The organism is Nocardia anaemiae NBRC 100462 (assembly GCF_001612725.1).
Lineage (GTDB): Bacteria > Actinomycetota > Actinomycetes > Mycobacteriales > Mycobacteriaceae > Nocardia > Nocardia anaemiae.
Window position 1 is genome coordinate 58,409 of sequence record NZ_BDAZ01000063.1, and the last position, 18,223, is coordinate 76,631.

An 18,223-nucleotide genomic window follows, 5' to 3' on the forward strand; every position below is an offset into this window, starting at 1 on the left:
CCGCCGAAGTCAGTCGGTCGACGATCGCCGCCATGATTGACCGGAGTATGACTCCAGGACTTGAAACGGAATGATCCGTTCTGTTACGCTTCAAACAGAACGAAGCATTCCGTTTCCAAGGAGATTCGCCATGAGCACCATCAAGCCCTTCCAGGTCGACATTCCGCAGACCAAGCTCGACGATCTGGCCGACCGTCTGCGCCGCTCCCTGTGGCCGAGCGAACTGCCCGGCGTCGGCGACTCCTATGGGGTGCCCGAGGATCGGGTGCGCGGCCTGGCACAGTACTGGCTGGAGACCTTCGACTGGCGGGCGCTCGAGGCGAAGCTGAACGCCTACCCGCAGTTCACCACTGAGATCGATGGCGAGAACATCTATTTTCTGCACATCCGGTCAGCTCGCGCGGACGCGCTGCCGGTGGTCCTCACCCACGGTTGGCCCGGCTCGGTGCTCGAGTTCCTCGACGTCATCGAGTCGCTGACCGCGCCGGAGTCTGCTGAGGATCCCGCCTTCCACCTGGTGATTCCGGCGCTGCCCGGCATGGGCTTCTCCGGCCCGACGCACAGCACCGGCTGGACCATGCGGCGCGTCGCCAAGGCCTGGATCGAGCTGATGGATCGGCTCGGTTACCAGCGCTTCGGTGCGATCGGCAATGACGGCGGCTCGATGGTCTCCCCGGAGATCGGTCGCCTGGCGCCGGACCGGGTAGTGGGTGTCCATGTGACACAGCTGTTTTCGTTCCCGTCCGGCGATCCGGCCGAGTTCGTCGACCTCTCGCCGGAGGATCTGGCGGCGCTCGAACACCTGAAGTGGTTCCAGGACAACAAGATGGCCTTCAACATCCTGTGCAGCCAGCAGCCGCAGACGCTGGCCTACGCGCTCTCCGATTCGCCGATTGGCTTGCTGGGGTGGAACGCACAGCTTTTCGGTGAGAGTCTGGACGCCGATTTCGTCATCGGCAACGTTGCCCTCTACTGGCTGACCGGCACCGCGGCCTCCTCGGTCCGGTTCTACTACGAGGAGGCGCACAGCACCGACCGCCCGACCGGCTCGACCACGACCCCCACCGCACTTGCCATGTTCAAGGGCGATTTCCAGTCGATCCGCCGGTTCGCCGAGCGTGACCACAGCAACATCGTCAGCTGGAACTCCTACGACGCAGGCTCGGCGATCGGCGGTCCGAACGATGCCGCAGGCCACTTCGCCGCGCACGAGGCACCCGAACTGCTCGTCGGCGACATCCGCCGGTTCTTCGCCAAAGTCGGCTGAACTCCGGCCACGTTCGCCGTTTACCCCGACTATCAGGGACACGGATACGCACGAATCATCCATGATGCATTGCTATCCGGGCGCCCGGAGCCGTTGGCCTATCTACTTGTCCGAGTCGGCAATCCAGCCAGAAGCGCATACGAGTCCCGGGGCTGGTGAGTGATCGGGCAAGACCAGCCGTTTCCCGACTCACCGATGATGGACGAGATGGCCAAGACGCTTTGATCGCGCGACAGCGTGGAGCCACCGCGGCCATGCAACCAGACCTGTGCTGCGTACTCACGGCGTGATCACTCAATTGGCCACGGCGGCAAGGACTCAGACGCTGGGCGTAGGGTTGTCGAGTGGACGACCGGACCGAGCTCAGTGGGTTCCTCAAATCGCGCCGAGCCCGCCTGCGCCCGCAGGACGTCGGGCTGCGCGACCACGGCGGAGTGCGCCGAGTCACGGGCCTGCGGCGGGAGGAGCTGGCTCAGGTGGCGGGGGTGAGCATCGCCCACTACACGCGTCTGGAGCAGGGCAAGACCGACAGCGTTTCGGATGAGGTCCTCCGAGCCATCAGCGCGGCGCTGCGCTTGGACACCGACGAATCGGCATATCTGCAGCGGATCGCGCGGCGTCCGCAACCGTGCGCACAAGAAACACCCTCGACGGATATGCCTGTGGGTCTGCGGTATCTGCTGGATTCGTTCGTGATGACACCGGCACTGGTGGTCGGTCGCCACACCCAGATCATCGGGTGGAACCAGCTCGCCGTCGCGGTGTTCGGCGACTTCTCCGCACTCCCGCAAGGCCGCCGCACCCTCTCACATCTCCTGTTCAGCGAGCCGCACCTGCGCGAACTACTCGGACGGGGTTGGGATCAGGCGGCGCTCGCACATGTGGCGCATCTGCGCGTTCTGCTCGGACGCTATCGCGGACACTCCGAGCTCGTCGCCCACATCGACCACATGCGAGAGCTGAACCCGGACTTCGCACGACTGTGGGCCGAGCACCCGGTCGAGCAGGTCCGCGCCCGGACGTACACGCTGCACCACCCGCTCGTCGGCGAGCTGACGCTGCACGGCGAACTCATCGCACTCCCCGACGCACCGTCGTGCTGCGGCCTGGACCTGTTCGCCGCCGAGCCGGGCTCAGCATCTGAACAGGCGCTGCGGAAACTCGGTGATCAGTAGTCCGGACCGGTCCTCGGCAGGTTCACCACGCATGAGATCGCGGCCTGGCTGCGCCTGACCAGCGAGCAGGTGCAGCTGGTGTTGCTCGACAACAACGAGGCGGTGCCACCGCCCACGCCCCGACGCGGCGAGTCCGGCTTCAGAACTGAACGCTGGCCGATTGCTCCGCCGCGGCTCGGCAGGAACTACGCATTAGCTGTGAATCTTGAACCCGAGCTGGCCATGAGCGACCGACCTGGCTATTGTCAGCGCCTGGTGGAAATGCCAGTGTAAATTTCCACAGATCGTGAGGTTCCACCCGATGTTCATTGGTTTACTGCCGTTGCGCTCAACAGGTAGCTGGTCGCCGCCGATCGATAGCGGGGCGCCCCTACTGCTCGGCATTCGGCCACGGCACAACTGGTGAACGCGGAGTACACATGCTAGAACTCGATCATTTCAGCCATGGCTGGTTGACCCCGGTTATGGCCTACCTGGTGTCCTTTATCGGATCCGCGCTCGCGCTCCGTTGTGTGGTGCACGCTCGGTCCTCCGAGTGGCCAAGCGGGTGGCTCGCCACCGCCGCCGTCTCCCTTGGCGGCGCGGGCATCTGGGTCATGCATTTCACCGCCATGCTCGGCTTCTCCATCCACGGCGCCACCATTCGCTACGACGTGCCGATAACGCTGCTCAGCGCGGTCATCGCGATCGTGGTCGTCTGGATCGGGCTATCGATCGTCGTGCGCGGTCGAAACGAATTCGTGGCGTTGCCGATCGGCGGCGCGATCACCGGAATCGGCGTGGCCGCCATGCACTACCTGGGCATGTACGCGATGAAAACCAACGCCCACGTCGACTACGACCGCAAAACGGTTGCCGTATCGGTGGTGATCGCGGTGGTCGCGGCCACCGCGGCACTGTGGTTCATGCTGCACGTGCGCGGTCTGTTCGCCACCATCGGCGCCGCGCTGATCATGGGTGTCGCGGTATGCGGAATGCACTACGTCGGGATGACCTCGATGCATGCCAGCCATTCCGACCACCAGGTCGACAGCGGCGGCATCGATCCGCTGCAACTGGTGACACCGCTGATCGTGACCGTCACGATGGTCATCATGATGCTGATGGTGGTTGTCGGACTCGCCGAGATCGATGAACGCAGCACCCGCGAACCGCTGCCCGCCCGGCGCGAACCGCGCGAAACATTGTCGACGACGACCGGATCCTGGCCGGTGATCTCCGACGTGCGCCACGAATCCCCCAGCTGGGGGCTGCGTAGCAGCTCGGAGTCCGAACACCGAAAGCGCCATCGCCTCGACTCCGATCGGTAGTCGGTCCTACTCGCGGCAATACCGCGCGATGAATCGGCTCAGAATGACGCTGGGCACCGTGATCGATTCCCGATGACCGAGCTCGATCAGGTCCTCGGCCTCATCCGGTTCGAAATAGCCCGCGTGCCGGTAAACCTCGATCCGCAACTCCAGTCCGTCGCTGTCCAACTCGGGATGGAATTGGGTCGCGTACACGTGCCGACCGACGCGAATCATCTGCACCGGGCAATCGGCCGATCCGGCCAGCAACACCGCACCCGGCGGCACCTCCTGACAGGCTTCCTTATGGCCGACGAAGGCCCGGAAAGTTCGTGGCAGTCCCGCTAGCAGTGCGTCCGCGCGGCCGTGCTCGGTCAGATCGATGGTCTGCGCGCCGACCGGCTCACTATATTGCCGAACACTCACTTCGCCGCCGAGCACGTCCGCGAGGATGCCCAATCCGTAGCATGCGCCCAGATACGGGAAATCCCGGTCGACGATCTCGGTCATCAGCTTCTTGAGCTTGGGTTCGAATGTCCGCTGGTATCCGTATTTCTCGGGGTCCGGACTGCTGACATTGCTCGGTCCGCCACCGACGATGACCGCCGAGTAATCGTCGAGGTCGATATCCGGGAATTCCTGGTCCATCTGCACCCGGACCGTGTCACGCACATCGAGCTCGGCCATGCGCAGGACGGCGCGGTATTCGTCATCCGCGGCGGGTCGCTCCGGCCGCAACTGCAGGACTAGACACGGCTTGGTCATGCTTCAGATTGTGGAAGATCGGCGGTCAGTTTTCATCCAAGACCGCCTTCAAGAATTCCCGAGTCCGATCGTGCCGGGGATCGGTGAAGATCCTGTCCGGATCACCGTCCTCGAGCACCCGTCCGGCGTCGAACATCATCACCCGATCGGAGACCTTGCGGGCGAATTGCATTTCGTGCGTCACGCAGAGAAACGTGATCTCGGTATCGGCCGCGATATCCGCCAGCAGATGCAGTACCCCGGTCACCAGCTCGGGGTCGAGCGCCGAGGTCACCTCGTCGAGCAGCAGCACTTCCGGTTCCATAGCCAGCGCCCTGGCAATGGCGACTCGCTGCTGCTGGCCGCCGGACAGATGTGCCGGGCGGGCGTCGATTTTGTCGGTGAGCCCGACCAGTTCGAGCAGCTTTCGCGCCCGCTCCTCGGCGGCATCCTTGGATTGGCCGAGTCCGCGGATCGGGCCTTCGGTGACATTGCGCAGCACGGTCATATTCGGGAACAGATTGAACTGCTGGAAGACCATGCCGATTTTGCGTCGCATCCGACGCAGGTGCGCCGGACCGGCGGGCACCAATTTGTCGCCGCGCCGCTGATGGCTGAGCAACTCGCCGCCGACCTCGATGGTGCCCGCGTCGATCCGTTCCAGTCCCATGAGCAGACGCAGAATCGTGGTCTTGCCGGAGCCGGACGGCCCGATCAAAGTGACGAATTCGCCTGGTGCAATGGCGAAATCGAGTTCATCCAGGCACACCGTGGCGCCGTAGCGCTTTTCCACACCGGTGAACCGGATCATCGGTTCAGACACGTCGTTCCAACTTTCGTACCAGGATCGAGCACGGATAGCTCAGCGCGAGGAAGGTCAGACCGGCCGCGAACCAGGCTTCGGGTCCCGCGCCGCCGGTATCGGCCGCGTATTCGGTTTTGACCTGATAGACCATGTCGAGGATGACGATCGAGGACAGCAGCGGCACCTCTTTGAACATGGCGATCGTGTAATTGCCGAGCGCTGGCAGCACCCGCGGCACCGCCTGCGGCAGAATCACATCGACCCAGGTGCGTGTGCGCGGCAGATTCAGCGCCGTTGCCGCCTCCCATTGGGCGGCGGGCACCGCGTCGATGCCCGCGCGGAATACCTCCGAGGTATAGCAGGCATAGTGCACGCCGAGTGCGGTCACACCGACGACCAACCGTTGGGTGTCGATGGAAAATCCGCCGAGCAGATCCGGACGCACCACCCAGTAGAGAAAGAATATCTGCACCAGAAGCGGTGTGCTGCGGATGAACTCGATGAATGCCCACAACAGCTGATCGACCACCGGAATCCGCAGCCGCCGGATCACCGCGAAGACCAGACCGAGCACATACGCGACCAACGATCCGAGCAGGGTGTACTGGATCGTGACGAGCAGCCCGTCCCAGATGAAGGGAAAGGCGTCGAAGAAGCGGTCCCACCGCCATTTCTCCATCAGACCCCCACATGTGCCGAGAGTCGAATGCTCGATCGCTTCGGCCGCCGCCCGACCCGCCGGGCGGCCAACAGCTCCAGCACCCGCATGATCACCGTGATCATCACCGCGATGAGCAGGTACACGACCAGCTGGATCGCGTAGATGAGACCGAGTTCGCGAGAGAACGCGGGCACCGCGCGCAGTTCATCGGCCTTCTTGAAAACCTCCGGGACCGCGATAAAGCTCAGCAGCGCGGTGGCTTTCACGAGTTGGATGAACAGATTGTTGAACGACGGCAGCATCTCCACCACGGCCTGCGGCAGCACCACCCGCCACATGCGTTGCGCCGGTGACAGATTCAGTGCGATCGCGGCTTCGATCTGCGACTGCGGCACCGATCCGATCGCGCCCCTGACGATTTCGGCGCCGTAGGCACCATGGTTGAGGCCGAGCACAATGATGCCGATGACCAACAGCCCCTTCGCCGTCGCACCGAGCGATACCCCGAAGAAGATCGGTATCGCCACCGCGAAGAAGAACAGCTGCACGACTTCCGAGCTGCCCCGGAACCCCTCCACATAGATCCGGGTGACGAACCGCACCGGCAGATACGGCGACAGCATGGCGATCCCGGCGACGAAGGACAGCACGGCGGTCAGCGCGATACCGCCGACCGCCGCCCACAGCGTGAAGGGCAGACCCTGGAGTACCCGCTCGAGGTAGGTCGAGAAATGCGACGACACGAGGTCAAGCCGCGCAGTACTGCTCGGCGGTGGCCGCCGGATCCGCCTCGTTGGCCTTGGTCAGGCCGAACGGCTCAACCAGCTTCAACCATTCACCGCTTTCGTGCAGTGCGCGCAGTTCGCGGTTGAAGTCCTCGCGGAACTTGTCGTCGCCGATGCGGAAGTTGAAGGTGCCGACGTCCGGCTTAGTGCCGAAGCGGAAGGACGGACCGACCGTCAGTTTTGCGTCCGGATTGTTCTTCACCAACCATGCGGCGGTGACATCGAGCATTGCGGCGCCGTAGACGTCCTTGTTGCGCACCGCGCGCAGGATGTCGTCCTGTTTGGCCATCGGCTCGATGAGTTGGGATGGTACGCCCGAGGATTGCGCGTAGCCGTTTTCGACCGCGCCGCCCAATGTGGCGATACGGACGTTCTCCCGGGTGATGTCCTCGAAACGGTTGATATTGCGTGGATTGCCTTCCGGCACAAGGAATGCCGAGCCGACCTGGTAGTCGGGAGTGGCGAATGCGGAACTCTCACAACGCTTCGGATTGATGAACATGCCCGCCGCGACGAATGCGTAGTTCTTCGCTCGAACGCCGTCGATCAGTCCGTCGAAATCGGTGACCACGCCTTCGATTTCATTGATGCCGAGTCGCTTCAATACCGCGCGGGCGACGGTCGGGGCATATCCGGTCAACTGGCCGTCCGCACCGAGGAATGCCCACGGCGCCTCATTGGCGAAGCCGACCTTGATCTTGCCCGAGGATTTCGCATCCTCGTAGGTCACCGCCGCCGCATCGTCGCCGCCCAATCCACAGCCCGCTACCACCACGAGGCTGGCCGCGGCCACCGCTGCGGCCATGGCGCGCCGCAATCGCGCACCTTTGAATTCGAACTTCATGACCCCGTCCTTCCGCAGACACACGAGTCGACCCATGGTCGCGGATGAACTTTGCGATCGCCCTGTCGAATTCTTTGCGGTCACATGACGACGCGGAGCTATGGTTGCGCGAATACCGAACCGGTCTCGACCAATTCGGCCGCGCGGCGCGCGATGGCACTGCCGAGCTCGCTGGTCGTCGCCGTGCCGCCGAGATCGGGTGTGCGAATTCGACCTTCGCGCAGGACATCACAGACCGCTCGATCGACGGCCACGGCGGCGCCGTGTTCGCCCAAATGCTCCAACAGCATTGCTCCGGCGAGAATCTGTGCGACCGGATTCGCGATGCCCTGTCCGGCGAGATCGGGTGCGCTGCCGTGTACCGCCTCGAACATCGATGGCGCCGTGCGCTCGGGATTGATATTGCCCGATGGTGCCAGGCCGAGGCCACCGGTCACCGCGGCGGCGAGGTCGGACAGGATGTCACCGAAGAGATTCGATCCGACGATCACATCGAGCCGATCCGGATGCAGCACGATTTCTGCGGCCAGCGCGTCGACATGCAGTTGCCGGGTCTGCACCTGCGGATACTCCGAGGAAATGCGCTCGAAGATACTGTCCCAGTACGGCATCGAGTGCAGCAGTCCGTTCGATTTGGTTGCCGAGCACAGGCGTCCGTCGCGTTCCAGCGCCCGTTCGAAGGCGTAGCGGATGATCCGTTCGCAGCCGACCCTGGTGAAGATCGATTCCTGCCGGACGAATTCGTCGGTGCGGCCCGGATGGTGCATGCCGCCGATCGCGGAGTATTCGCCCTCGGAATTCTCCCGCACGATCAGGATGTCCAGGTCTTCGGCGGTGCGGTCGCGCAAGGCGGATTCGGTGCCGGGCAGCAGGCGGACCGGGCGCAGATTCACGTACTGGCCGAAGGCACGGCGCAGCGGAATCAGCAATCCCCACAGCGAAATATGATCGGGCACACCGGGAAAACCGACCGCACCGAGCAGGATCGCGTCGAATCCGGCGAGTTGACCGGGTGCGTCGGCGGGCATCATCGCTCCGGTGCGCAGATAATTCTCACAGGACCAGTCGAATTCGGTCCATTCGATGCCGGGCAGTACCGCGTCGAGTACCGCGACGGCCTCGGCGGTGACATCGACACCGATGCCGTCACCGGGAATGGTGGCTATCCGGTAGTTGCTCATATTCGCACTCCGATGTATTTGGTCTCCAGGAATTCGTCTATGCCGGTGAGTCCACCCTCACGGCCGAGCCCGGATTCTTTCACGCCGCCGAACGGTGCGGCGGGATTGGAGACTACCCCCTGATTCAGACCGACCATGCCGGTTTCCAGCGCCTCACAGATCCGCAGTCCGCGCCGCAGATTTTCGGTGAATACATAGCCCACCAATCCGTATGGCGTGTTATTCGCGCGCGCGACGACCTCGGCCTCGGTATCGAAGGCGGCGATCGCCGCGACCGGTCCGAAGATTTCGGTGTGGCACATCTCGGCGTCATCGGGTACATCGGTCAATACCGTTGCGGGATAGAAGTTTCCGAGACCATCCAATGCCGCACCGCCGGTGCGCACGGTGGCTCCGCGACGGACCGCATCGGCGACCAGACTCGTCACCTTCGCCACCGCATCGGCGTCGATCAGCGGACCGACGACCACTCCCGGCTCGGTCCCGCGCCCCATCGGCAGCGCCGCCAGCCGATCGGCCAGTCGAGTCGCGAATTCGTCGACAACGCCGCGCTGCACAAAGATTCGGTTCGCGGCGGTACACGCCTGCCCGATATTGCGCATCTTCGCCGCCAGCGCCCCCTCGACCGCGTCATCGAGATCCGCGTCGTCGAATACGATGAACGGCGCATTGCCGCCGAGCTCCATCGAGGTGCGCATCACGGTCCGCGCGCACTGCTCGAGCAGCAACTTCCCGACGGCGGTCGAACCGGTGAACGACAGTTTGCGCGAGCGATTGTCCAGAATCATCGGCGTCATCACCGCCCCCGGATCGGATGTCGTGATCACATTGACCACACCGGCCGGAACACCGACCCGATCCAGAATGTCGGCCAGCGCCAGCATCGAAAGTGGGGTCTGCTCAGCGGGTTTCACAACGCAGGTGCATCCGGCGGCCAGTGCCGGACCGATCTTGCGGGTACCCATGGCCATCGGGAAGTTCCACGGCGTGATGAGCAGGCTCGGACCGACCGGCTGTCTGGTCACCAGAAATCGCGAACCCCCCGCGGGGGCAGGCATATATCCGCCGTCCAGACGAACGGCCTCTTCGGCGAACCACCGGAAAAACTCTGCCGCATAAGCGATTTCACCGCGGGCCTCGGCCAATGGCTTGCCCATTTCCAGCGTCATGATCAGCGCGAGTCGTTCGGTATCGGCGAGCAGCGCGCGGTGCGCGTCCATGAGGATGTCGCTGCGCTGTCGAGGCGTCGTTCGCGCCCAATCCGCCTGCGCTCGGGCGGCCGCGGCCAAGGCATCCAGCCCGTCGGCCGAGTCGGCATCGGCCACCTGGCACAGCAGCTGACCTGTCGCCGGATCGGTGACCCGCAGCGTGGCGGCTGTTGCGCGCCATCCGCCGTCGATGAACAGTCCGGTCGGGACGGTGTCGATCGCGGCGCGTTCGGCTGCGCTCAGGGCGGTTTCGGTGAGCATGGGGGCTCCTTTCATTCCCGACGCGGCCTTCGGCCATTGCCGCGAACCCCGTGCCCATGTTATGCATATTGTCAACAATCCGACAATAGACAATCAGCGGATATGCGCCCCGGGAGGCGGATCATGACCGAGCTATCCCCCGTTCTCAAGCAGGCCACCCCGGTCATCGTCGACCACGGGTCGGGCTGCTACCTCTACGGCACCGACGGGCGCCGCTATCTCGACTTCACCGCGGGCATCGGCGTCACCAGCACCGGCCACTGCCACCCGCACGTGGTCGCGGCGGCCCAGGCCCAGGTCGCCAGCCTTATCCACGGTCAATACACCACCGTCATGCATCGGCCGCTGCTCGAACTCACCGAGCGACTCGGCACCGTGCTGCCCGAAGGTCTGGACACGCTGTTCTTCGCCAACTCCGGCAGTGAGGCCGTCGAGGCCGCGCTGCGCCTGGCCCGCCAGGCCACCGGACGGCCGAATATCGTTGTCTTCCAAGGCGGATTCCACGGTCGCACCGTCGCGGCGGCAACCATGACGACCTCGGGCACCCGGTTCTCCGCCGGGTTCAGTCCACTGATGTCCGGGGTGCACGTGGCGCCGTTCCCCACCGCCTTCCGCTATGGCTGGACCGAGGCCGAGGCCACCGCCTTCGCACTGCGCGAACTCGACTACCTCTTCGCCACCGTCACCTCCCCGGCCGAGACCGCCGCATTCGTGGTCGAACCGATGCTCGGCGAGGGCGGCTACATCCCCGGCAACGCCGCGTTCTTCCGCGGGCTGCGCGAACGCGCGGACCGGCACGGCATCCTGCTCATCTTCGACGAGATCCAAACCGGCTTCGGCCGAACCGGAAAGTTCTTCGGACATCAGCACTTCGACGTCCGCCCCGATGTCATCACCATCGCGAAGGGCCTTGCCAGTGGTTTCCCGCTGTCCGGCATCGCGGCGCCGCGCGAGCTGATGGCCAAGGCATGGCCGGGCTCACAGGGCGGCACCTACGGCGGCAATGCGGTGGCCTGTGCGGCGGCGATCGCGACACTCGAGGTGATCCAATCGGAGGGGTTGGTGGACAACGCCGCCGCGCGCGGCGCTCAACTGCTCACCGGACTGCGCGACAGCGCCAGCAAAGCGATCGGCGATGTGCGCGGCCTCGGACTGCTCTGCGGCGCCGAATTCACCACGCCCACCGGCGAACCCGATACCGCGACGGCCGTCGCGGCCCAGCGGCTCGCGGTCGAGAAGGGCCTGCTGCTGCTCACCTGCGGTGCGTATATGAATGTGGTGCGGATGATCCCGCCGCTGATCGTGACCGATACCCAGATCGACGACGCGCTCGCGATCTGGTCGACCGTGCTCGCCGAACTCCCCGCGTGACCAGGAGGCAGAACCGATGGGCCGCTACATCTCGATCACTCTGACCAAGGCGGGCGTGACCTGCCGAGCCCGACTGCTCGACGCGGAAGCACCACAAACCTGTGCGGCGGTGTGGGATGCGCTGCCGCAGGAGGGCGACGCATTCCACGCCAAGTACGCCCGCAATGAGGTGTACACCCTGCTGCCCCGGATCGCGGCGGCACCGCATCGGGAGAACCCGACGGTCACCCCGATTCCGGGTGATGTGTGCCTGTTCGATTTCGAAGCGTGGGAGATCGGCAACCCGGCCTACGGCTACGAGCCGGGTACGGCGGCGCACCACGAGCAGGGCGCCACCGACCTCGCTTTGTTCTACGGCCGCAACAACTTACTCATCAATGGTGATATGGGCTGGGTGCCCGGCAATGTCTTCGCCACCATCGAATCGGGCCTCACCGATATCGCGGCCGCCTGCAACACCCTCTGGCTGCACGGCGTCCAAGGCGAAACCTTGGCATTCGCCCGCGCCTAGCCAGAGCAGCTTTTATTTGACAGCTGGAGTGATTTACGTCAGCTGCTCTATCTTGCGACAAATCCACGGCCGTCTCGACATTACCAGGCTGCATTCCGGTGTCGGTCAAGACCTTGAAATCACACCTGCTCCGCAGGCCATACCAGTGCCCTTTGTCAATTTGAACACTCGAGTGAAGGAGGTAGTCGGGTGTAATGTCGTAATGATTGTCCGAATACCCTGAAATGCCGTTTATCGTGGTGCGACAGTTCATCGAACCGTAGACAACCTTCTGAGTGGCTGGCGTGAGCTTCAGAGCCCAAGCGAATATGTTCGTGCCGTAGTCTATCTGCCCAGTAAACCGAGCGACGTTGTTCTGATACTCTTTGTACGGTGAGTTCGTCGTAAATTCGAGGTTTGCTGGATTTGGTTCCGCAGCAGCAGATCCCGCAAAAGTCGATAGGGAAGTCGCTGCTGAGATCAACAGCAATATCAGCTTATTAACTTGTTGCCCCCACGTTAAAGATTCTGTCTAGTTTTCGACCCAGGTTATAAGTACAGCACGCCGGTCGTGCGAATCCTGCTGGGCGAACTCATATTCGACGTCGACGATATCTCCAATATTGATTTCGTCGAAATTTCTTCCCCGCAGAGAATCCAAGCCGAACCAAATGTGATCACCAGCCACGGACTCGATGACCCCAGTTGCGCGCTTCCTGTTCCAGCGCCAAATCTTGCCCCGCGCAATTTGAACCCCCTCAGCCTGCATGCGGTGGACGTTACAGGGGTGGCGTGCCCTGCGCAATGACACGCGCGCTGCTCTGGCCGAGATAGCAGAGCTACCTCCACCGGGCAGCCACCTTGCGCTGCCGTTCGGCGGCTCGATTGATTTCGTATCGGCGGTCCCGCGGCCCACCCGGTCACGGCGGTGACGAACCGAGACATCAGCTCGACCGGCAGAGACCTCGCCGGAACAGCCGGAATGTGCCCGGATGCAACCGGAATCCGTTGTGGCAGAGCGTTCTCCGCCACATCAGCCGATGCGGTGGATTCGGATTCCGACGGCTGACCCACCCCTCGAGCCGGTCCAGACTTCCGCAGCGCGCAGTCGCACCCGATTTCTCGATCAGATTCCAGCCATCGGACCGGATCGGCTCGCGTTCAACACGATAGCCCGAACCTGCCGCATTCTCGATGGCGCCCACGACCACTCTCGTATCGACGGCAGCTCGCCAGTGTGCCGCCCGGCCTTCTGCTGGCTTCTCGGGTGTCACTGCGGGTACCAGGCCGCGGCCGAGGGCCTGGTACCCGGGAACCAGAACCGTCCACATGGCGTGACGTACCGCATCCCACCGTTGGCATTCGCCCGCGCCTAGCCCAGGACGTATTCGGCATAGCGGGCGACCGCGAGGACCAGATCATCGGAGTGGCGCGGTCCGATGATCTGCAGTCCGACCGGCAGTCCCGCGGCGGTTTTGCCCGCGGGGATGCTGATCGCGGGCTGCTGGGTCATATTGAACGGATAGGTGAACGGTGTCCACTGCGGCCAACTGTCGAGTCCGCTGCCCGGCGGGACGTCGTGTCCCGCCTCGAATGCGGTGATCGGCATCGTCGGGGTGATCAGCACGTCATACGTGGTGTGGAAGGCGCCCATCGTGATGCCGAGCTGGGCAGCAACCGCTCGGGCATCGAGATAGTCGACGGCACTTACGGTTTCGCCGCGCTCCCAGACCGCGCGCAGTCCCTGGTCCACCTTCTCACGCGCACCGTCCGGGAATTTCGCCAACATGGTGGCCGCACCGGCGGCCCACAGCACTTCGAATGCCTCGCGCGGGTCTTCGAAGCCCGGATCGGTCGCGATGACCCGTAGCTCGGCATCGGCCAGCCGCCGCACCGCGGCGTCCACGATCGCGGCGACCTCCGGATCGACCTTCGCATAACCGAGCGTCGGCGAGTAGGCGACGGTGAGTCCGCGCACCTCGCGCGACATCTGGCCGCGGAAGGTCGTCACCGTGGGCGGCAGCTCGGTCGGATCGCGCGGATCGGGCAGCGACAGAATGTCCATGAGCAGCGCGGCATCCTCGACGGTCCTGGTCATCGGCCCGGCGTGCGCCAGCGGACCGAACGGGCTCGCCGGATACAGCGGCACCCGACCGTGCGTCGGCTTGAAACCGACGATGCCGCAGAACGCGGCCGGAATGCGAATGCTCCCACCGCCGTCCGTGCCGACCGATACCGGGCCCATCCCGGCCGCCACCGCCGCCGCGCTGCCGCCGGAGGAGCCGCCCGAGGTTGTCGAGGGATCGGCCGGGTTGCGGGTGATGCCGGTCAGCGGGCTGTCGGTGACTGCCTTCCAAGCGATTTCGGGCGTTGTCGTCTTCCCGAGGAACACCATGCCGTCCTCGCGCAGCCGGGCCGCGACCGGGCTGTCGACCTGCCAGGGACCGCTCGGATCGACCGAGGTGCTGCCGCGCCGAGTCGGCCAGCCCTCGGTCAGGAAGATGTCCTTGATCGAGATCGGCACACCGTCGAGCAGTCCGCGCGCATAGCCCGAATTCCAGCGCGCCTCCGAATCTTTGGCTTGTACCAGTGCACGATCCGGATCGACCAGACAGTAGGCGTTCACCGCACCGTCGCGCGCCGCGATGGCTTCCAGAATCGCCTCGGTCGCCTCGACCGGCGAAAGGGTTCCGGCCGCATAGGCCGAGACCAATTCGACGGCGGTCATCCCGGCCGGTTGAGTATTGCTGTCCGGGTAGCTCATGCCTGCGCCTCGCTGACGCTCGGCTCCGGCATGCGCACGGCGCGCTGGCTCATGATTCGCTCACTTCGTTCGCTCATGGCAGGGCTCCTTCAGCCGGGCACGTACCCCAGCTCTTTATCGACCACGTTGTCCAAAGTCCGGCCGGCGATCCAATTATCGAAATTGCGGGTGAACGCCGTGACGACCTCGGTTCGCCAGCCGCTGAAATCACCCGAATTGTGCGGAGTGATAAGCACATTCGGGAGATCCCACAGCGGATGCCGCGCCGGTAGCGGTTCCGGATCCACCACATCGAGTGCCGCCCCGGATATCGATCCGGTGCTGAGTGCGGCGAGAAGGTCGTCGGTCACAACGAGTTCCCCACGCCCGACATTGACAAACCTGGCATGTGGTTTCATCGCGGCGAATGCCTTGGCATCGAACATTTCCCGGGTCTGCGGCGTCAGCGGCGCCACCGCGACGACGTAATCGGCAATGGGAAGTTCAGCGTGCAGGTCGGTGCTCACGGTGCCGAAATCCGGGTCGGTGGCACGCGCGCGGCGGCCCACCGCGCGCACGTTCATTCCGGCGGCGCGCAATAGACGCGCGACGGCGCGACCGATCGAGCCGGTTCCGACTATCAGGACGGTGGCGCCCGAAATGCGTTCGGATTCACGGTGCCGCCATTCGTGCCGCTGCTGCAAGCGCAGCGATCCGGACAGATCCTTGGCAAAGCCGAGAATCTGACCCAAGACGTATTCCGCGATGGCCGTATCGAATACGCCACGTGTATTGGTGACCACGACCTCGCTTTCCCGCAGTTCGGGGAACATCACCGGATCCACTCCGGTGGAACCCATATGCAGCCAGCGCAAACGATCGGCCGCATGCCAGGCGCCGGGGACCGCGCGAGTGAGGAAGTCGTAGACGAATAGCGCGTCGGCGCCGCGCAGTGCGTCGGCGAGTCCGGGCGCTTCCGTGTACCGTACTTCGGCTCGATCGGCCACTGGGGCCATGAGGTCCGCCTCGGGCACACTGTCACTGTGCAGGACGGTGACAATCGGGCCCTGTTCCACATTGACACACTAAAATCGCATCGTATGATTGTCAACAATCCGATCGTTCTCGGAGGTCTAACGGCTGAGCGCGAGAGGGGCCGCATTGGAACTCGGCTTTCCCGATATCGAAGGGCCCGTAGCACAACGGGGGATCGGGATCATCGCACCGTTCGACCTCGCGCTCGAACGCGAACTCTGGCGCTGGGCGCCGCTGGATGTCAGCCTGCACCTGGCCCGCACGCCGTATGAACCGGTGCCGGTTTCGATGGCGATGGCCGAGCTGGTCTCCAATCCGGTACATCTGACCGCCGCGACCCGCGATGTCATGCACGTCGAGCCGGAAGTCGTTGCCTACCTGTGCACTTCGGGCAGTTTCATCAGGGGCCTTGCCTATGAGAAGTCACTGCGCGACACCATCTGCCGGGCCGGTGCGTTGGACGCCGTCACCACCTCCGGTGCGCTCGTGGAGGCGATCCGGCACCTGGATATCAGCAGAGTCTCGGTGCTCACCCCCTACGACGAAATCCTCACCCACAAACTGCACGACTTCCTCGCCGAGGCGGGCTGCACCGTAATCCGTTCGGACCACCTCGGTTTGGGCGGCGGCATCTGGAAGGTCAACTACCGCACCATCGCCGAACGCATTGTCGGCGCGGACGATCCGCGCGCCCAGGCCATCTTCGTCAGCTGTACCAACCTGCCCACCTACGACGTCATCGAGCCGCTCGAACAGGCGCTCGGCAAACCCGTCCTCACCGCGAATCAACTCACTATGTGGGCCTGCCTGGGCCGGATGAAGCTGCCGATGACGGGTCCGGGAAAGTGGCTACTCAACGTTTTCTGATTGGAAGAACATGCAGGCACCCACCGTCGGTTTCATCTACCCGGACCACGCGGCCGAAGACGACTACCCACTCGCCGCGTCGCTGCTCGGCGTGCGGTTGCCGGTGGCGCACATCTACGGCACCGATCTGCACGCCATTCCGGAACTGCTCGATCTGGGCAGCCCGGACAAGCTGCGCCACGGTGCCGCATTGCTCGCACCCGAGCAGCCCGGTGCCGTCGTCTGGGCCTGCACCTCAGGGAGTTTCGTATACGGACCGCAGGGTGCGCGCGAACAGGTTCGCGCGCTTGCCTCCGCTGCCGGAGTACCCGCCTCGAGCACCAGTCTGGCCTTCGTCGCCGCCGCACAGGCGCTCGACGTGCGCCGTGTCGCGGTCGCCGCGAGCTACCCCGACGATGTCGCGCAGCTGTTCGTGGAGTTCCTGGCCGATGCCGGAATCGAGGTGGTCGCCTTCTCCAGCGCGGGTATCGATACCGCCGCGGAGGTCGGCACCTTGACTGCCACACAGGTGCGCGAACTGGCGGGCGCGAATGACCATCCCGACGCACAGGCGCTGCTGATCCCGGATACCGCCATGCACACCCTCGGGGTGCTGCCGGAACTCGAGGCGCGCCTGGGCAAGATCGTGTTGACGGCCAATCAGGTCACCATCTGGGAGGGCCTGCGGCTCACCGGCACCGCGGTGGCATCCGCTGTGCTCGGCTCTCTCTTCTCGGAAAGGCATATCCATGTCGGTCGTTGATTTCGAGCCGGTGAACCGGCAGTCGACGGCGGAAATGATCGCCGACCGGCTCCGCGATGCGATCATGCGTGGCAACCTCGCCCCCGGCGCCCAACTCGGTGAAGCCGACCTCGCCACCCGATTCGGGGTATCTCGCGGCCCGGTCCGCGAGGCACTGCAGCGCCTGCTCACCGAGGGCCTGCTGTACAGCATCCGCAACCGCGGCATCTTCGTCATCGAACTGACCATCGACGACGTCACCGACATCTACCGCGCCAGAACCGCCATCGAAGGCGGCGCCCTTGCCCTCATCCTCGACGGCCGTCGCGAGATCGCCCACGCGGCCCTGGAGCCCAGCGTCACCGCCATGTGCGCGTGCGCCGAAAACGGCGACGCCGCAGGCGTTTCCGACGCCGACCAAGCCTTCCACGAGGCGCTGGTCGACAGCGCGGGCAGCCCCCGCCTGGTCCGAGCGGCCCGCACCCTGCTGATCGAAACCCGAATGTGCTTGGGGGCGTTGCAAACAACGTATCCCGACTTGCGCGAGCAGGCCCGCGAGCACGTCGAACTGCGCGACGCGATCGGATCGGGACCGGCGCGCCGGGCGCGCACGCTGCTGGTCGAGCACATGGACGACGCCGTCCAGCGCCTGCACCGTCAGTACAGCATCGGCGCGCAGGCGACCTGACCCGCCGCGTCGATCTCGGCTCGCGATCAGTCGATCAAACCCCGCCAGCACCGGATTCGACCAGCTCGTCGGCACCAGCTGACTGGCG

General features: G+C 64.4%; 18 protein-coding genes. 8 read left to right on the forward strand and 10 right to left on the reverse strand.

The annotated features are described in order from the left end of the window. Positions 1 to 130: 130 nt before the first annotated feature. The 3 genes from NA5_RS30880 to NA5_RS30890 all read left to right on the forward strand — a co-directional run bounded on the left by NA5_RS30880 (position 131) and on the right by NA5_RS30890 (position 3,752). Positions 131 to 1,267, forward strand: coding sequence for an epoxide hydrolase family protein (locus tag NA5_RS30880; protein WP_062992402.1), 1,137 nt, complete (start codon positions 131 to 133; stop codon positions 1,265 to 1,267). A 344-nt stretch (positions 1,268 to 1,611) separates the two neighbouring features. Continuing rightward, on the forward strand, positions 1,612 to 2,442 hold the full coding sequence (locus NA5_RS30885) for a helix-turn-helix domain-containing protein (protein ID WP_062992404.1): 831 nt from the start codon (positions 1,612 to 1,614) through the stop codon (positions 2,440 to 2,442). A 419-nt stretch (positions 2,443 to 2,861) separates the two neighbouring features. Continuing rightward, complete coding sequence (locus tag NA5_RS30890; RefSeq protein ID WP_063813699.1) at positions 2,862 to 3,752, forward strand: MHYT domain-containing protein; 891 nt, start codon at positions 2,862 to 2,864, stop codon at positions 3,750 to 3,752. Positions 3,753 to 3,758: 6 nt separating this feature from the next. On the opposite strand, the gene NA5_RS30895 is transcribed toward NA5_RS30890, so the two are convergent. From NA5_RS30895 to NA5_RS30925, 7 genes are all read right to left on the reverse strand, one after another. Further along, complete coding sequence (locus NA5_RS30895) at positions 3,759 to 4,496, reverse strand: glutamine amidotransferase (protein WP_062992406.1); 738 nt, start codon at positions 4,494 to 4,496, stop codon at positions 3,759 to 3,761. Positions 4,497 to 4,521: 25 nt separating this feature from the next. After that, positions 4,522 to 5,286, reverse strand: a complete 765-nt coding sequence (gene ehuA, locus NA5_RS30900) for an ectoine/hydroxyectoine ABC transporter ATP-binding protein EhuA (RefSeq protein ID WP_062992480.1) — start codon at positions 5,284 to 5,286, stop codon at positions 4,522 to 4,524. Between the two features lie 4 nt (positions 5,287 to 5,290). After that, a complete protein-coding gene (gene ehuD / locus NA5_RS30905) occupies positions 5,291 to 5,959 on the reverse strand; it encodes an ectoine/hydroxyectoine ABC transporter permease subunit EhuD (RefSeq protein ID WP_062992408.1) in 669 nt (222 codons plus the stop codon). Then, on the reverse strand, positions 5,959 to 6,684 hold the full coding sequence (locus tag NA5_RS30910; protein WP_062992409.1) for an amino acid ABC transporter permease: 726 nt from the start codon (positions 6,682 to 6,684) through the stop codon (positions 5,959 to 5,961). The genes ehuD and NA5_RS30910 overlap by 1 nt, the downstream gene beginning before the upstream one ends. Before the next feature lie 4 nt (positions 6,685 to 6,688). Beyond that, positions 6,689 to 7,570 (reverse strand): ectoine/hydroxyectoine ABC transporter substrate-binding protein EhuB, encoded by an 882-nt coding sequence (gene ehuB, locus NA5_RS30915; RefSeq protein WP_169811389.1) that lies wholly within the window; start codon positions 7,568 to 7,570, stop codon positions 6,689 to 6,691. Positions 7,571 to 7,668: 98 nt separating this feature from the next. Continuing rightward, positions 7,669 to 8,751, reverse strand: coding sequence for a tartrate dehydrogenase (locus tag NA5_RS30920; RefSeq protein ID WP_062992413.1), 1,083 nt, complete (start codon positions 8,749 to 8,751; stop codon positions 7,669 to 7,671). Continuing rightward, positions 8,748 to 10,220 (reverse strand): NAD-dependent succinate-semialdehyde dehydrogenase, encoded by a 1,473-nt coding sequence (locus NA5_RS30925; RefSeq protein WP_174555290.1) that lies wholly within the window; start codon positions 10,218 to 10,220, stop codon positions 8,748 to 8,750. The genes NA5_RS30920 and NA5_RS30925 overlap by 4 nt, the downstream gene beginning before the upstream one ends. Positions 10,221 to 10,343: 123 nt before the next feature. Between NA5_RS30925 and NA5_RS30930 the strand changes: the two genes are divergently transcribed. Together NA5_RS30930 and NA5_RS30935 are read left to right on the forward strand one after the other, a co-directional pair. Next, positions 10,344 to 11,591: an aspartate aminotransferase family protein gene (locus NA5_RS30930; RefSeq protein ID WP_062992415.1), complete on the forward strand. Its 1,248-nt coding sequence runs from the start codon at positions 10,344 to 10,346 to the stop codon at positions 11,589 to 11,591. A gap of 16 nt (positions 11,592 to 11,607) precedes the next feature. Continuing rightward, entirely contained in the window at positions 11,608 to 12,102 is a 495-nt protein-coding gene (locus tag NA5_RS30935; RefSeq protein ID WP_062992417.1) for a DUF3830 family protein, read from the forward strand. A gap of 511 nt (positions 12,103 to 12,613) precedes the next feature. Here NA5_RS30935 and NA5_RS40810 read toward each other — a convergent pair. From NA5_RS40810 to NA5_RS30950, 3 genes are all read right to left on the reverse strand, one after another. After that, entirely contained in the window at positions 12,614 to 12,850 is a 237-nt protein-coding gene (locus tag NA5_RS40810) for a hypothetical protein (RefSeq protein ID WP_157110728.1), read from the reverse strand. 603 nt (positions 12,851 to 13,453) lie between these two features. Next, positions 13,454 to 14,845 (reverse strand): amidase, encoded by a 1,392-nt coding sequence (locus tag NA5_RS30945; RefSeq protein WP_084484551.1) that lies wholly within the window; start codon positions 14,843 to 14,845, stop codon positions 13,454 to 13,456. A gap of 89 nt (positions 14,846 to 14,934) precedes the next feature. Beyond that, positions 14,935 to 15,900, reverse strand: coding sequence for a D-2-hydroxyacid dehydrogenase (locus tag NA5_RS30950; RefSeq protein ID WP_062992421.1), 966 nt, complete (start codon positions 15,898 to 15,900; stop codon positions 14,935 to 14,937). 85 nt (positions 15,901 to 15,985) lie between these two features. On the opposite strand from NA5_RS30950, the gene NA5_RS30955 reads away from it, so the two are divergent. From NA5_RS30955 to NA5_RS30965, 3 genes are read left to right on the forward strand one after another with little or no spacing between them, the layout of a single operon-like run. Further along, positions 15,986 to 16,726, forward strand: a complete 741-nt coding sequence (locus NA5_RS30955) for a maleate cis-trans isomerase family protein (RefSeq protein ID WP_062992423.1) — start codon at positions 15,986 to 15,988, stop codon at positions 16,724 to 16,726. 10 nt (positions 16,727 to 16,736) lie between these two features. After that, positions 16,737 to 17,468 carry a maleate cis-trans isomerase family protein gene (locus NA5_RS30960; RefSeq protein WP_062992425.1) on the forward strand — a complete coding sequence of 244 codons (732 nt, stop codon included), beginning with the start codon at positions 16,737 to 16,739 and terminating at the stop codon, positions 17,466 to 17,468. Beyond that, on the forward strand, positions 17,455 to 18,135 hold the full coding sequence (locus NA5_RS30965) for a GntR family transcriptional regulator (protein ID WP_062992428.1): 681 nt from the start codon (positions 17,455 to 17,457) through the stop codon (positions 18,133 to 18,135). Before NA5_RS30960 ends, NA5_RS30965 begins: the two co-directional genes overlap by 14 nt. Positions 18,136 to 18,223: the final 88 nt, after the last annotated feature.